Here is a 13,791-nt window from a genome sequence, read left to right as displayed (position 1 = left end):
CGACCGGATCACCACCGGACTCGCGGGACAGCCGCGGGTGCGGTGGTGGTGCTGATCGGGGCGGATCGGCACCACCACCGCGTTCAGGCCCCGCGAGGGGGCGGGCTCCTACGGCTCGTCGCGGGAGACCAGGCGGGTGGCCAAGGCCCAGAGGACGGCCAGGTCGACGGCGATGAGCGCCAGCGACCACATCGGGTACCGGGGGAGGAACAGGAAGTTGGCGACCAGGCTGAGCACCACCACGGCGATGCCGAGGATCCGGCCCCAGGTCGGGCCCATCAGGACACCGGCTCCGGCGAGCACGACCAGTGCGCCCAGGACGAGGTGTCCCCAGCCCCAGCCGGTCAGGTCCAGCGCGTACACGTAGTCCGGGGTGCTCAGGTACAGGTTGTCGTTCAGGAGTGCGGCGATCCCCGTCAGCGCGTGCCACACGCCCGCGACGACCAGGAGGACTCCGGCGAAGCCGAGCAGGCCCTCGGCGGGTCCGGCGAGCGGGCTCTGCCGCATCGCGGTGTGGGTCGGGGTGTGGGGCGTGTGGGTCATGGTCGGTTCCTCTCGGCGGGTTCGGCGGGTTCGGCTGTGGCGTAGCGGCGGAGGAACAGTGCCTCCGCCAGTGACATGGCCGCGATTTCGGCGGGATCGACGCTCTCGTTCGGCGCGTGGATCAGGGACCGGGGTTCTTCGACGCCCATCAGGACGATCTCCGCGTCGGGGTAGAGGCCGGCGAGCACGGTGCACAGCGGGATCGACCCGCCCTGGCCGAGCGTGGTCGCCGGGACGCCGTACGCCTCGCCCATGGCCGCGGCGATCACCCGGTGGGCCGGGCCGTCGACGGCCGTGGAGAACGGCGCGCCGGTCGCCTCGGTCCGGACGGTGACCCGCGCGCCCCAGGGGGCGGTGGTGTGGAGGTGGTCGGTGAGCGCGACTTCGGCGTCGCGGATGTCCGTGCCCGGCGGGACGCGCAGGTTGAGGCGGGCCGCCGCCCTGGGCACGATGGCCGCCGCCGAGCCCAGCACCGGCGGGCAGTCGATGCCGAGGATCGTCACGGCGGGACGGGCCCACAGCAGGTCGGCCACGCTGCCGTCGCCCAGCAGCGACGCCTCCGGGAGCACGCCCGCGTCGGCGCGGAACCGGTCGGCCGGGTAGGGCTCCCCGTGCCACACCTGGTCGGCGGCGAGCCCGGCGACCCTGGTGTCGCCCGCGTCGTCGCGCAGTGTCGCGAGCACGGCGACGAGCGCGGCGAGCGCGTCCGGTGCGGCGCCGCCGTACATTCCCGAGTGGACTCCCGAGGTGAGCGTCTCCACGGTCAGCACGACGTTCACCATGCCCCGCAGGCTGACGGTGACCGCCGGCCTGCCCGCCGCGACGTTCCCGGTGTCGCAGACCAGAATCGCGTCCGCGCGGAACAGGTCCGGGTGGGCGGTGACGTACTCCTCGAGCCCACCGGTCCCTTGTTCCTCGGACCCCTCCACGACGAGCTTCAGCCGCACGGGGAGGTCGTTGTCGAGAGCACGCAACGCGGTCAGGTGGGCGATGATGTTGCCCTTGCAGTCGGCGGCGCCGCGGCCGTGCCAGCGACCGTCCACTTCGGTCAGTTCGAACGGCGGGGTGTGCCAGGCGGTCTCGTCCAGCGGTGGCTGCACGTCGTAGTGGGCGTAGAGCAACACGGTGGGCGCGCCGGGATCCGCGCCCGGCCGCGAGCCGATGACGGCCTGGCTGCCGTCGGGGGTCCCGGCCAGGCGGGCGTCGGCGAAACCGACACCGGCGAAGGCGTCACGGACCCACTTCGCGGCGCGTTCGCATTCCTCCGGCGGGTACTGCGCGGGATCGGCGACCGACGGGATGCCGACGAGCTCGGCGAGGTCGGCGCGGGCGCGGGACATCAGCTCGGCCACACGGGATTTCAGGTCCATGGTCACTCCGGGGTCAGGTCGGCGGTGCGGAGGTCGTCGACGAACTTTTCGAACTCCGCCAGCTGGTCCGGGCAGTAGATGGTGACGATCGCGAGCTCGCCTTCGAGGATGCGGCTGTCGGCGATGACCGGCCGGGTGCCCGGGCCACCCGCGCCGTTCGACAGCTGTCCCAGCGACGCCGCGCGTTGCAGCGCGCCGGCCGGGTCGGCGCAGACCGGGCCACCGTCGTTGCCGAGGAGCCGCACGATGCGATCCCGTTCCGGCACCGGGGCACCCAGTTCCGCCAGTGCGGCGCTGAGCCGGTCCGCTTTGTCCTCGGCTTCACGGTCCGCTTTCCCGGCGCGCCACGTGGTGACCGCGACGATCGCCAGCAGCACGCTCAGAAGGGCGACGACGTTGTAGAGGATGGCGCGCTGCCGCCGTCCCTTCGCCTTCTCACCGGCGGTCACGACGCCGGCTCCGCGGTGACGCCGTCCTCGGGTTCCGGCTGCCGCCAGTGCGGTTTGCGGAAGCGGTAGAACAGGAACGGCACCACCAGGCCGAGCCCGAGCGCGCCACCACCGACGATCAGGACGTAGGAGACCGTGTTGCCGGAGCCGAGCTGCGACGGCGGGATGAACCCGACCAGCAGGGCCGCGAGCGAGGCGGCGAAGCCGATCCCGCACAGGCCGACGAGCATGGGCGCGCGGTAACCCCGCGGGTGGTCGGGTTCCTTGCGGCGCAACCGGACCGCGGCCACGAACATCAGCAGGTACATGATCAGGTACACCTGGGTGGTGATCACCGAGAAGATCCAGTAGGTGCTCGAGACGTCCGGGACGAACGCGTACAGCAGCGCGATCACGGTGGTGACCAGACCCTGTGCCACGAGGATGTTCTGCTGGACGCCGTGCTTGTTGCGCTTCTGCAGCACCGGCGGCAGGTAGCCCTCCTGCCGGGAGATGAGCAGCAGCCCCTTCGACGGCCCGGCGAGCCACGTCAGCATCCCGCCGAGGGAAGCCATCACCAGCATGACGCCGACCACCGGGGTGAGCACCTGCCAGCCGAACTGCGCGAAGACCGCGTCGAACGCCTGCATCACCCCGGCGGTGAGCGAGAGTTCCCCGGCGGGCACCACCCAGCTGACCGCGAGCGCGGGCAGGATGAAGATCAGCAACACCAGGCCCATGGCGAGGAACATGGCCTTCGGGAACTGCTTCGCCGGATTGCGCAGCGAGGAGACGTGCACCGCGTTCATCTCCATTCCGGAGTAGGACAGGAAGTTGTTCACGATCAGCACGAGGCTCGCCAGTCCCGCCCACTCCGGCAGCAGGCTGCCCGCGTCCATCGGGGCGGCCGGGGCGTTGCCCTGCCCGAGGAAGACGAACCCGAGCACCACCAGCACGACGCCGGGCACGAGGGTGCCGATGATCAGGCCACCGCTCGCCAGCCCGGCGACGCCCTTGGTGCCACGCGAGGAAACCCACACACCCGACCAGTAGGCGACCACGATCACCGTCGCCGTCCACAGGCCGTTGCTCGCCAGGCCCGGGTCGAAGACGTAGGCCAGGGTGCTCGCGACGTAGCCGAGCAGGCTCGGGTAGTAGAAGATCGTCATCGCGAACTGGCACCAGACCGCGAAGAAACCGGCCGGTTTGGAGATCCCCCGCGCGACCCAGTTGTACACCCCGCCCTTCCAGCCCGAGGCCAGTTCGGCGGAGACGAGCGAGGTCGGCAGCAGGAAGACCAGCGCGGGCACCAGGTACAGGAACACGCACGCCAGTCCGTAGACCGCCATGGTGGGCGCCGGCCGCAGGCTCGCCACGGAGCTGGTCGTCATGAGGGCCAGCGCCACCCACGAAATCCACCCGGCGGCGGGAGGTCGGATGCGCTCGGCGGAACGGTCCGGTGACCGGTTCTGAGTCATGGGATCAGCCTCCGGTGATCCGGCGGCGGGCACCTCCTCCGCCGCGTGTGAGAGCTCGCGCTACTCGACGACGTGCAGCGAGTGGTCGGTGTTGTTGAGCCGCCTCCCGCCGTCCCCGGTGACGGCGACGATGTCCTCGATCCGCACGCCGAACCGGCCCGGCAGGTAGATGCCCGGCTCGATCGAGAAGCACATGCCGGGCTCGAGCGGCTGCTCCGCGCCGGGCACCAGGTACGGCGGTTCGTGGGTGCTCACCCCGATCCCGTGGCCGGTGCGGTGGATGAACCGGTCGCCGTAGCCCGCGTCGCCGATCACTTCCCTGGCCACGCGGTCGATGTGTCCACACGGGACACCCGGCCGCACCGCTTCGAAGGCCTCCTGCTGGGCGGTGCGCACGATCTCGTGCACGCGCCGGACCTCCGGGCCCGGGTCGCCGACGGTGACCGTGCGGCTGGTGTCGGAGCCGTACCCGCGCATCAGCCCGCCGAAGTCGAGCACGACCGCGTCCCCGGGGACGATCACCCGGTCACCGGCTTCGTGGTGGGGATCGGCGCCGTGGGGACCGGATCCGACGATGGTGAAGTCGACCCGCTCGTGCCCGAACTGCCGCAGCAGCCCGGCCAGGCTCGCCGCGATCTCCTCCTCCCGGCGTCCGGCGAAGGGCATGCGGACGATTTCGTGGTAGGTGGCGTCGGCCGCCGCGGCCGCGGCGGTGAGCCGGAACAACTCGCCCGCGTCCTTGACCGCGCGCAGCAGGGGGAGGCACGCCGAGAGCGCGCGGTACCGATTCCTCGGCATCGCCCGCTGCAGGCCCAGGACGTGACTGGCCCAGGTCGAGTCGGACACGCCGAACACCCCGCCGGGCGGCAGGTACTCAGCGGCCACGGCGCAGGGGTCCCGCTCGTCATCCCAGTGGACGACCTCGACCCCGGTCGCCGCCGCGGTCGCCATCGCGTCGCCCCGCTCCAGTGCCGGCACGAGGAGCATCGGACGCTGGTGGGTGGACAGGATGAGCAGCGTGAGCCGTTCGGTGGTGGCCGGTGGCTCGTACCCGGTCAGCCACCTCAGGTCCGGGCCCGGCGAGGCGAGCACGCCGTCCAGCCCCGCCTGTTTGGCGAGCCGGATGGTGCGGGCCATCCGGCTCGCGTGGTCGCGGGCGGTGAACGGGGCGGGCGGCCACCGCGGCGCCTCGTCGGTCAGATCGATTACGTTGTCTCGCTTGGGTTCCACGGCCTCAAGCTAGGCAGGGTCCCGCCGTGACGTGATCACCCCGTACAGGTGAACCGGGGCCGCCGCCCCGCGACCGGTGAGGTGGCGTCCGCGGCCAGGCACGGCGTAGGCCGCGAGTCGCCGGGCCACTTCGCGGGCGTGGGCGGCGCCCCGTCCCGGTGGCGGGTCCGGCAGGCCGGGGAACTCGTCGCGGAACAGCCCGGCGCTGAAGGCGGCGACGTCCTGGGGCACGGGCAGGACGTCGGTGCCCTGGTACCGCAGCGCCACCAGCGCCCCGGTCGCGGGGGTCACCAGCACCATGGCCCAGCCGTGCTTCCCGTCCCAGGCGAGCGCGACGTCGCGGCCGGGGAACCAGCGCAGCCTGCCGGTCAGCACGAGGCAGGCGGTCGCCGGGTGGTCCCAGTGGACGGCGGCGGTGTCCACGGCCGGGCCCACCGCGGCCGTCACCAGCCGCACGTAGCGCCGCAGGCCCCGCGCCGCCGCGGCATCGAAGGGCGAACTCGCCACCGGGGCCCCTCAGGCCGGTCCGGCCGGTGGCCCGGGCTGCTCCGCTTCGTCCGCGAAGACCGCGCGCAGCGCCCGTTCCTGGTCGGGGGTCAGATTCGTGAACAGCAGCTCCGGCCTGCTCTCCGCGGCGAAGACGTCGTGGACCTTGTCGAGCACCGCGTCCGAGGTGAGCAGGAACAGGGCCGACGTGCCGGGGGAGAGCCGTTCCCGAATGCGCCGGATGAGGTCGTCGTCGATGCCGACGTCGGCCAGCGCGCCACCGGCGGCTCCCGCCGCGGCCCCGATCGCCGCGCCCACCAGCGGCATGAGGAAGATCAGCCCGAACAACATGCCCCAGAACGCGCCCGAGAGCGCGCCCCGGCCCGTCAGGTCGTGCAGCTGCCGCATCTTCGGCCGGTCGCGGTCTTCCGGCCACGACACGACGGCGGCGTCGTGGAGGACGAGGAGCCTGCCCTTCGCGAGCGACTCCACCTTCCTCGCGGCGTGGTGCGCTCCGTCCGCGGAGTCGAACCGCCAGATCGTCAATGTGGTCGGCGTCGTCGGCGTCGTCGATGTCGTCATGGTGCCCGTCCTTTCCCTCGGTTTCCCCTCGCAGGCCATCGCAGCGGCCGGCGCCGCCCGCGCGCATCACCTGTCACGAATGGACCGTCCTCACGCCGATCCGGGGCACGCAGCAACGCGGCCGCCCACCCGGCCCTCGGATCGATGTCGACGAGCACGGCCAGCACCAGCAACGTCGCCGGCACGGCCAGGAGCGCGCCGAGCGGGCCCAGCACCCACGCCCAGAAGACCAGGGAGACGAAGGTGAGCACCGTCGACAACCCGACCGCGTCCCCGACGTACCGGGGCTGGACCAGCGACTGCAGCACGAAGTTGAGCACGAGGTAGACGAGGACGACGGCCAGCGTCGTGCCCCACCCGCCGCTGAGCAGCCCGAGCAGCGCGGGCGGGACCACCCCCAGGATGAAGCCGATGTTCGGGATGTAGTTGGTCACGAACGACAGCAGCCCCCACAGCACCGCGAGCGGGATCCCCAGCCACAGCAGGACGATCGTGTCCAGTACCGCGACGACGATGCCGAAGACGGTGGTGACGGCCAGGAACCGGCGGGTCTTGGTGGCGAATCCGGTGAGCGCGCCCCGGATGCGGGGGCGCACGCGTTCGACGGCGTCCAGCCGGGCGCCGATGGTGCTGGCCTCCGTGCTGAAGAACAGCAGCAGCGCCAGCAGGAACACGATGCTCGTCGTCATCGCGGTGAGATCGCCCAGCAGCGCGCCCACGGACGAGAGGATCTTCCCGGGGTCGGCCGCGCGCGCCAGGTCGCCGAGTTGGGCGGGGCCGACACCCCAGGCGTGCAACCGGTCCGCCGCCTCGGTGGCGAGCACGCGCACCCGCTCGGTGTAGCCGGGCAGGAGCGCGGCCAGCCGCACGAGGGAGGCCACCAGCACCGCCGCGAACACCAGGAACACCCCGTAGACGACGGTCACCAGGATGACGGTCGCGAGCAAGGCGGGCAGCCCGCGGCGGCGAAGCCACCGGTGCACCGGGCTGACCACGATCACGATGACCAGCGCGAGCAACGCGGGTGCCACCAGCCACGCCGCGGCCCGCAATCCGGCGACGACGACCACCGCCGACGCGGTGCCCAGGAGGACCACGAGTCCCCGCGGCACCACCGGCGGGCTCACCCGTCCGCTTCCTCGTCGTGGACGAGGACCGCCCAGATGACGACCACGCACAACACGATCACGATCAGCGACCACAACGGGGAAACCGCGAGGAAGGCCAGTTGCGCGGCGGCGTTGAGGATCAGCAGCACGACCGTGCCCACGCGGGCCCACACCGCCCCCGAAGGCAGCGCGAGGCCGGTGCCCACCACGAGCACGCCGACGATCGTGTGCACCCAGCCCCAGCCGGTCAGGTCGAACGCCAGGACCGCCTCCGGCGCGACGAGGTAGAAGCCGTCGGCGAGCAGCCCCGCCAGGCCTTCGATCACGGTGAACGCGCCGAGCATCACCATCATGGCGGCCGCGAACCCGCGTTGCCCGGTCCAGCCCTTTCCCCGGCGAGCGCCGCGGTCCCCGGCCGGCTGCGCCAGGTACCAGTCTTCGTCCAGGTCGTCCAGGCCGCTGAGGCGCTGGTGCTCTTTCATCTGCAGTCCCTTTCCTCGGTGGGTTCCGGCGCGGTCACGGTCGCACCGGTGGGGCCCCCGGCTCTTCGCCCAGCACGGGCGATCGCGCTCCCACGGCGACGGCGGCACCCATCGAATACTCCGAATGCCACCGCGGATCCGGCCATTTTTCCGTACTCGCCCGGCGCATCTGGTCAGTCGGCGCACGCGCCATTCCGGGAAGAACTTCATCCGGGTGGGGTGAAAGCAGCAGGCCGGGATTCCCGGGGTGAACGCATTAATGCTGTGCGCGGCCGATCGCCCGCCGGCACTTGTCGGCGAATGCCCGGGAAACAACGGCGGTCAATGCGAGCTCCGCGATCCGCGCACCCGGCCGCTCCGGTCGTTCACCCGGCACGGAGGAAGAGCCTCGCTCCGGAGTGCCCACAACATGGGCACAGCCGGCTCGCACCAGCAAGGCGGCGCTGCGGAGGAGGGTGGACGTGGAAAGTCCGAGACGTCGCGGGCGCACCGGAATGGCATTCGCGGGTGTGGCACTGTCGCTTGTCCTCACCACTACGCGGGAAACCGGCGGCGAAGGCGGTGATGCCGGACCGGTCATCGCCGAAGTCGTCATCACGGAGAGCCTGGGCTCGCTCCGGAATTTCGCTCGATTCTTTTTCCTGCTGGCTTCCGCCACTTCCGAATGACAACGCCACCCACTTCGTGCACCTCGCCCGAACCCACTTCCGGGCAGCGGTGCGATATCAGGGAGAACAATGCAACTGGCGCAAGCGCACGATACCGCCGTCACCAGCCCTGACGGACCTCAGGCGGACGGACAGCGGCAGCACGGACCCGCCCGGCACACCCTCGTCGCGGCGGCCAAGGTGCGCATCCCGGCCACCTCGCCCGCCGTGCTGGTCCGGGAACGACTGCACGTCCTGCTCGACGCCGCGATCGAGGGCGTGGACCCCGGTCCACCCGTGACGGTGGTGTGCGCACCGGCCGGTTACGGGAAGACCACGATGCTCGCGACCTGGGCCCGGCACCGGACCGATCGGTCCGGAGCGCGGGTCGCCTGGGTATCGGTGGACGTCGAAGACAACGACGTCGTGCTGTTGTGGACCGCCGTCGTCCGCGCGCTCGAGGTGGCGGGGGCCTGGCCGGCGGGGGCCGGGCCGACACCACCGCCGGACGACCAGTACGGGCCGTTCGTCGCGAGGCTCATCACCTCCGTGGAACAGTTGGCCCAGCCCGTCGTCCTGGTCCTCGACGGCGTGCACGACCTGCGATCCGATGGCGCGGTGCGCACGGTGAACCTCCTGCTGCGACATTCACCGGCCACGATGCCCGTGGTGCTCGCGACCAGGTTCCCGCCGCCGTTGATCCTCCCGCGGCTGCGGCTGGAGGGACGGTTGCGCGAGCTCGGCCAGGACTCCCTCACCTTCACCCCGGTGGAAGCCCGGTCGCTCTACGTCCGGGACGGCGTCCAGCTCACCGACGGCGAACTCGCCCTGCTGATGGAGCGGACCGAGGGCTGGGCGGCCGCGCTCCGCCTCGCCGCGCTCACCCTCGACGCGGACCGGCCGCGCGGTGAGCTCATCCGGCGCCTCACCGGTGACGACCAGGTCGTCGCCGACTACCTGGTCGGTGAGGTCGTCACCCGCCAGCCGGAGGAGGTGCAGCGGTTCATGCTCACGACGTGCGTCTGCCGCACCTTTTCCGCGCGCCTGGCCGCCGAGCTCTCGCAGCAGGAGAACGCGGGGCAGATCCTCGACTGGCTGGAGCGCACCGGGGTGCTCGTGGCCACCCGCGACCGCACCGGGCGCAGCTACCGGTACCACCCGCTCCTCCGCGGCTACCTGCGTGCCGAACTGGGCAGGCGGGACCTGTCGGCGCTGCGCCGGCTGCACCACACCGCCACCGGCTGGTACGTCGCCGCGGGGGAGCAGTTGCCGGCGATCGAGCACGCCGCCGCCGCGGGCGACAACGACCTGCTCACCCGGATGCTGGCGAAGTTCGGCCTGGCGCGGGTGCTCGCGGGCGACGCCCACCGGCTGCGCCGGATCCTCGACGCGGTGCCTCCGCACGTACTCGGCAGGCCATCGGTCGCCCTCGTCGCCGCCGCGACCGCGCTCGACCTGGGTGACGTGCCCGCCGCGGACCGCTTCCTCCGCTCCGTCGACAGCGCCGCGCACCCACTGCGCACCCAGCGCCTGCGTGCCCTGCGCGCCACGATCGAAGTGCACCGGGGCCGCCTGCACGGCGACACCGGTGAAGCGCTGGCGGCGCTCAAGTCCACCAGGGCCGGCAAGACGGGGGATCTGGACGTGGACCTGTTCACCCACGTCAACCGCGGCATCGCGGTGGCGTGGACAGGCAGGCACCAGGCCGCGGAAGTGGACCTGGAGGAAGCCCTGCACCTGGCTGTCGCGGAAGGACGGGACGCCACCCGGCTGCAGTGCGAAACCCATCTGGCCGCGATCTGCGCCGTCCGGGGCGATCTGGCGGGCATGGGCACGCGGGCGAAAGCCGCGCTCGCCATCGCCGAGGACCGGGGCTGGGCACAGACCTCCCGCTGCGCCTACCTGTACGCGCTGCTGGGCTCCGAAGCCTACGAACGGGCGGAGGACGAGCGGGCCAGGGAACTCGCCCGCCTGGCGACCGGGTTGCTGGACGGGCCGATCGACCCCAGCATCGAGTTGTTCGTGCTCACCGTCGGCGCGCTGGTCGGGTTCGACACGGCCGACGACCCGCACCAGGTGGTCGCCACGCTGCGGGAACAGTGGCAACGGCTGGGTGGCCGGAGCATCGCGCCCGCGCTTCTCGCCTACGCGGCACCGGCACACCAGCGCATGGCGCTGCTGGTGGGCGAGTACCCGTGGGCGGCCGACGTCCTGCAGCAGGTCGAGGACCGGCTCGGGGAAAGCGGTGAGCAGGCGCTGCTCCGCGCCGTCCTGCACACCCACCGGGGCAAGGTCGGCTCGACGAGGCGGCTGCTCGAACCCGTGCTGGAACACCGGGTGCACGTGGTCTCACCGGCCACTTCGGTGCACTCCTGGCTGCTCGAGGCGCACCTCGCCGCGCGGTGCGGCGAGCAGCACCGCGCCCACGAAGCCCTCACCGAAGCACTCACCCTGGCCGCACCGCACCAGGCGCTGCGCCCTTTCCGCGACGCGGGCCAGTCCATCCGCTCGCTCCTCGCCAGCGGAACGGGCCGGTTCGGCAGGCTCGACCCGTTCGCCGCCAGTGCGCTCGCCGAGATACCGGTGACCGTGCCGGACCCCACCGACGGGCTGACCGAGCGCGAACAGGCGCTCCTCACCGAGTTGCCGTCCATGCGCACCGCCGAGGAGATCGCGCACACGATGTTCGTCTCCGTCAACACCATCAAGACCCACCTCCGCGGCATCTACCGCAAGCTCGGCGTCAACCACCGCCGTGACGCGATCACCGTGGCACGACGACGCGGCCTGCTGTGACCACGAACTCCCCGGAGGTAACGACATGCTGCTCATCCTGACCATGTTCGCGGTGCTGATGATCGGCCCGGTGCTGCTCGAACGACTGGAACACCGGATGGTCCCACCACCGCGTCCGTCCACAGCGGACGAAGAACTCCCGTGAGCGCGCCACCGCCGTCCACCCGGGTGGACGCGGGCAGGCTGTGGGCGGGCGGGCTCGCCACCGCGGCCGTCGCCGCCCTCACCGCGGTGGCGGGCATCGTGATCGCCCGAGGTGTCCTGCACGTGCCCGTCCTGGCACCCCGGGGTGACGGCATCTGGGGCGACGCCAGTACCGCGGCCTACGCCCTGTGGGCGGGCGCGGGGGCACTGGTGGCCACCGCGCTGCTCCAGGTGCTCGCGATGACCACGCCCCGGTACGGCCGGTTCTTCGGCTGGCTCATGGCGTTGTCCACCGCGATCGCCACCGCCGTCCCGCTCGGCCTGGCGACCGGGACGGCGAGCCGCCTCGCGACCTGCGTGCTCAACCTGGTGATCGGCATCGCGATCACGACCACCCTCAGCGCGGTCGGCCGCTCCGCGATCCGCCGGCGCTACTGACCGCGCACTCCGGAACCGAGTTCCGCGACGACCACGAGAAACGAACAGGAGGCCGGTGCCAGTGGCGCAGCGGCGAACACGGGCACCGGACACCGCGGACCGGCACCGGCGGCTGTCTCTGCTCACCGGGGCGCTGACGGCCCTGACCGGTGCCGCGATCCTCCTCTGGCCACACGCGTCACTGACGGTCGTGGCCTGGCTGGTCGGCATCTGCTTGCTGGTCAACGGTTCCGCGCAACTCGTCGGCTCGATCACGGACACCGGCACACCGGCCGGGTGGCGGGTGGTACCCGGTCTGGAGGGCGTGCTGTCGCTGCTGGCCGGGCTGCTGTGCCTGCGGTCACCGGCGCAGGCACTCGCGCTGATCGCCGGGTCGTGGTGGATCGTCAGCGGGGTGCTGGTGGTCGTCGCGGCGGCGAGCGGCGCGTTCGAGCACCGCCGCGGCTGGGCGTCGGCTCTCGGCCTGCTCAGTTTCCTCGGCGGCACAGTGGTCCTGCTGCTACCGCGGCTTTCGATGGCGTCGCTGGTGGTGGCGCTCGGGGTGATCGCGCTCGTGCTCGGGTGCGTGAAGGTGATCGACGCGGTGCGGGGCCGGCCGTGACACCCGGGCGGGCCTCGGGAGCGCTCGCGGCGACCTGCGTCTCGACCTTCGTCGTCAACGCGAACACCTCGGCCGTCAGCATCCTGCTCCCGGCGATCAGTGAGGACGTCGGGGTCGGGACCACCACGCTGCAATGGGCCGTGACGGGTTATTCGCTCGTCGGCGCCGCGGTGATCGTGACCGGTGGGGTGCTCGGCGACCTCGTGGGACGCCGGCGGGTGTTCGTCAGTGCTCTGGTGCTGTTCATCGTCTCCTGCGTGCTGATCGCCCTCGTGGACAGCGGCGCCGGTGTCATCGCCGGGCGGGCGCTCCAGGGCGCGGCGGGCTCGACGCTGGTGGCGTGCGGGCTGAGCCTGCTCTCCGTCGCGACCTCCGGTCCCGCGCGGTTGCGGGCCGTGTCGCTCTGGGGAGCGGCTTCCGCCGCGGGCGCCGCCGCGGGACCACTCGCCGGTGGCGCGCTCGTCGGCTCGACCGGCTGGCAGGGGCTGTTCTGGATCGACGCCGCGATCGCCGCGGCCTGCGTCCCGCTGACCTGGCGCACGGTCGCTGAGTCGCGTGATCGGAACCGCCCGCGCGGCATCGACATCGCGGGCATGCTGCTCATCGCGGGCGCGCTGGTGCCGTTCGTATTAGCGCTGAGCAAGGGGCCCGTGTGGGGCTGGGGTTCGATGGCTACGCTGGGGTGCTTCGCCGTCGCGGCCACCGCACTGGCCGGGTTCGTCGCGGTCGAGCGGCGGACCCCGGTCCCGCTCGTGGATCTGCGGTTGCTGCGCAACACCGTGCTCGTCGGCGCCACCGCGGTGATCCTGATCGTCGCCGGCACGCTGAACGGGCTGATGTACGTGATGAGCCTGTTCTTCCAGGACCCGGCCGGACTGGGCATGAGCCCGCTGCAGGCCGGGCTCGCGACGCTGCCCGCGGCGGCCGGGCTGGTGGCCGTCGCCCCGATCGTCAGCCCGCTGGCGACGCGCCTCGGCGCGCGGACCGTGGTCGCGGCCGGTTTCGTGCTCACCACCGCCGGGTTCGTCGCCTTGCTGTTCCAGAACACGTCTTGGGGCTACGGGTCGCTCGTGCTGCCTCTGGCCGCGATCGCGGTGGGCATGGGCCTGGCCAACGGCTGCGCGTCGGCCGCCGCCACCGCGTCCGTGCCCGCGAACGAGGTCGGCGCGGCTTCCGGCATCTCGAACATGGCCCGCTACGTCGGTGCCGCCCTGCTCGTCGCCGCGACCGCGACGATCTACGGCACGACGACCGGCGCCGCGGGCGTGCCCCGTCCCGAGGCGGTGGTGGACGGCATGGTCCGGTCGGCGCTGCTGATGGCGATCGCCTCGGCGCTGGGCATCGTGCTCGCCCTTTGCTACGGTCGCCACCGCCCGTCCCGGCCGGATGGTGCCGACCAGGTCGCCGCGGCAGCCGCCGTCGCGCACACGGTCGCCCGCCCTGGCTGAAGCCGTTCG

The 13,791-nt window shown here is 72.2% G+C and carries 14 protein-coding genes; 5 read left to right on the top strand and 9 right to left on the bottom strand.

Going from position 1 to position 13,791, the window contains the following annotated elements; all coding sequences use genetic code 11:
• Positions 1–108: 108 nt before the first annotated feature.
• Genes JOM49_RS28985 through JOM49_RS28945 form a run of 9 tightly spaced genes read right to left on the bottom strand, consistent with a single transcriptional unit; the run spans position 109 to position 7,708 of the window.
• Positions 109–543 carry a DUF7144 family membrane protein gene (locus JOM49_RS28985; protein WP_209667359.1) on the bottom strand — a complete coding sequence of 145 codons (435 nt, stop codon included), beginning with the start codon at positions 541–543 and terminating at the stop codon, positions 109–111.
• Entirely contained in the window at positions 540–1,913 is a 1,374-nt protein-coding gene (locus tag JOM49_RS28980; protein ID WP_209667358.1) for a dipeptidase, read from the bottom strand. Before JOM49_RS28980 ends, JOM49_RS28985 begins: the two co-directional genes overlap by 4 nt.
• Before the next feature lie 2 nt (positions 1,914–1,915).
• The gene (locus JOM49_RS28975; RefSeq protein ID WP_209667357.1) at positions 1,916–2,362 is read right to left on the bottom strand and encodes a hypothetical protein; all 447 of its coding nucleotides are present in this window, start codon (positions 2,360–2,362) and stop codon (positions 1,916–1,918) included.
• On the bottom strand, positions 2,359–3,819 hold the full coding sequence (gene gadC, locus JOM49_RS28970; protein ID WP_209667356.1) for a glutamate/gamma-aminobutyrate antiporter GadC: 1,461 nt from the start codon (positions 3,817–3,819) through the stop codon (positions 2,359–2,361). The genes JOM49_RS28975 and gadC overlap by 4 nt, the downstream gene beginning before the upstream one ends.
• A 60-nt stretch (positions 3,820–3,879) precedes the next feature.
• Positions 3,880–5,049, bottom strand: coding sequence for an aminopeptidase P family protein (locus JOM49_RS28965; RefSeq protein ID WP_209667355.1), 1,170 nt, complete (start codon positions 5,047–5,049; stop codon positions 3,880–3,882).
• A gap of 9 nt (positions 5,050–5,058) precedes the next feature.
• On the bottom strand, positions 5,059–5,556 hold the full coding sequence (locus tag JOM49_RS28960; RefSeq protein ID WP_209667354.1) for a DUF6292 family protein: 498 nt from the start codon (positions 5,554–5,556) through the stop codon (positions 5,059–5,061).
• Between the two features lie 9 nt (positions 5,557–5,565).
• Positions 5,566–6,117 (bottom strand): DUF1269 domain-containing protein, encoded by a 552-nt coding sequence (locus tag JOM49_RS28955; protein WP_209667353.1) that lies wholly within the window; start codon positions 6,115–6,117, stop codon positions 5,566–5,568.
• Positions 6,114–7,244 carry an AI-2E family transporter gene (locus JOM49_RS28950; RefSeq protein ID WP_209667352.1) on the bottom strand — a complete coding sequence of 377 codons (1,131 nt, stop codon included), beginning with the start codon at positions 7,242–7,244 and terminating at the stop codon, positions 6,114–6,116. The genes JOM49_RS28955 and JOM49_RS28950 overlap by 4 nt, the downstream gene beginning before the upstream one ends.
• Entirely contained in the window at positions 7,241–7,708 is a 468-nt protein-coding gene (locus tag JOM49_RS28945) for a DUF7144 family membrane protein (RefSeq protein ID WP_209667351.1), read from the bottom strand. Before JOM49_RS28945 ends, JOM49_RS28950 begins: the two co-directional genes overlap by 4 nt.
• Before the next feature lie 461 nt (positions 7,709–8,169).
• On the opposite strand from JOM49_RS28945, the gene JOM49_RS28940 reads away from it, so the two are divergent.
• The 5 genes from JOM49_RS28940 to JOM49_RS28920 all read left to right on the top strand — a co-directional run bounded on the left by JOM49_RS28940 (position 8,170) and on the right by JOM49_RS28920 (position 13,782).
• On the top strand, positions 8,170–8,376 hold the full coding sequence (locus JOM49_RS28940) for a hypothetical protein (RefSeq protein ID WP_209667350.1): 207 nt from the start codon (positions 8,170–8,172) through the stop codon (positions 8,374–8,376).
• 69 nt (positions 8,377–8,445) lie between these two features.
• Complete coding sequence (locus JOM49_RS28935; protein ID WP_209667349.1) at positions 8,446–11,151, top strand: winged helix-turn-helix domain-containing protein; 2,706 nt, start codon at positions 8,446–8,448, stop codon at positions 11,149–11,151.
• A gap of 141 nt (positions 11,152–11,292) precedes the next feature.
• Positions 11,293–11,733: a DUF6069 family protein gene (locus JOM49_RS28930; RefSeq protein WP_308158913.1), complete on the top strand. Its 441-nt coding sequence runs from the start codon at positions 11,293–11,295 to the stop codon at positions 11,731–11,733.
• Between the two features lie 55 nt (positions 11,734–11,788).
• The gene (locus JOM49_RS28925) at positions 11,789–12,334 is read left to right on the top strand and encodes an HdeD family acid-resistance protein (protein WP_209667348.1); all 546 of its coding nucleotides are present in this window, start codon (positions 11,789–11,791) and stop codon (positions 12,332–12,334) included.
• The gene (locus JOM49_RS28920) at positions 12,331–13,782 is read left to right on the top strand and encodes an MFS transporter (protein ID WP_209667347.1); all 1,452 of its coding nucleotides are present in this window, start codon (positions 12,331–12,333) and stop codon (positions 13,780–13,782) included. The genes JOM49_RS28925 and JOM49_RS28920 overlap by 4 nt, the downstream gene beginning before the upstream one ends.
• Positions 13,783–13,791 lie beyond the last annotated feature (9 nt).

It is taken from the genome of Amycolatopsis magusensis, assembly GCF_017875555.1.
In the GTDB taxonomy this organism is placed as follows: Bacteria; Actinomycetota; Actinomycetes; order Mycobacteriales; family Pseudonocardiaceae; genus Amycolatopsis; species Amycolatopsis magusensis.
Note: the sequence above shows the minus strand (reverse complement) of the source record. Positions and strands in the feature narration are given on the sequence as shown.